1 protein-coding gene is annotated in these 992 nt (G+C 58.5%); it reads left to right on the top strand.

Annotated elements, in window-relative coordinates:
* Nucleotides 1–992: CRISPR-associated helicase Cas3' (gene cas3, locus ACP5J3_RS14875; protein WP_428496390.1), on the top strand; the 992-nt coding region annotated here is incomplete at both ends.

Here is a 992-nt window from a genome sequence, read left to right as displayed (position 1 = left end):
CGAAGGAATTCGTTGAGCACTCCTCCAAGACCGTTGTATTCGTAGCGCCGACGGGGTACGGCAAGACGGAGGCGGCTCCCTACGCCTTTAAGCGCTCTGGCATGCCTAGGGCTGTCCACGTCGCGCCCATGAGGACTTTGGTGAAGGCCGTCTACGAGAAGTGGCTAAAGCACGCCGCCGCCCTCGGCCTGGCGGAGGATGACGTAGGATGGCAGTACATGTCGGGCCGCGCCTCTTTTGGAAAGTCGCCGTACTTCCTGCGGAGGGCCGTGGCGACCACATTCGACTCGTTCCTCTACAACTTGATGAAATTACCTGTCGCGAGGATAGGCGAAGGCGTCGCCCACTACGAGTTGCCTAGGTCGGCGATAGCCTCTTCCTTTGTAGTGTTTGACGAAGTCCACCTCTACGGTGGGGATCCCGGCCAACCCGACGTGCAGATGTTCTCGGCGTTTCTCACGGCCTATGTTGCCGTGGCCGAGAACCCGGTCTTGATTATCACGGCGACCTTGCCGCAGTGCGTCGTCAAGGCGGTTGAGAAAGAGGCGGGTAAAGCCGGGGCGGACTACGTCTACATAGACTACGAAGAGGCGCCGGACGAGGAGTATGAGGATTGGATAAAGAGGCACTTCTCGATAGAGACGCACGTGGTCGAATCTGTTGGGGAGGTGCCCAGCCGCGTCTTTTCCAGGAAGGCGCTGTTTGTGTTCAACACGGTGGAAAAGGCCGTGCAGTTCTACCAAAAGATTAAGGGGGACGGCGTGATTCTTATCCACGGGAGGTTCGCCCAGAAGGACAGAGAGGCGAAGGAGGAGGCGCTGAAGTCGGCCAGGGTGGTGGTGTCCACCCAGGTGGTGGAGGCCGGCGTAGACATAGACGCCGATGTCGTCGTGACCGACGGATTCACCGGAAACATCTCGCTCAAGGTCATCGAGGGGCTCTCAGAAACTCTCTATGAACTCATTCGTGCCAAAATAGCTCCGCATCCTTAC

Origin of the sequence: Pyrobaculum sp., from assembly GCF_049971835.1 — an archaeon.
In the GTDB taxonomy this organism is placed as follows: Archaea; Thermoproteota; Thermoprotei; order Thermoproteales; family Thermoproteaceae; genus Pyrobaculum.
Note: the sequence above shows the minus strand (reverse complement) of the source record. Positions and strands in the feature narration are given on the sequence as shown.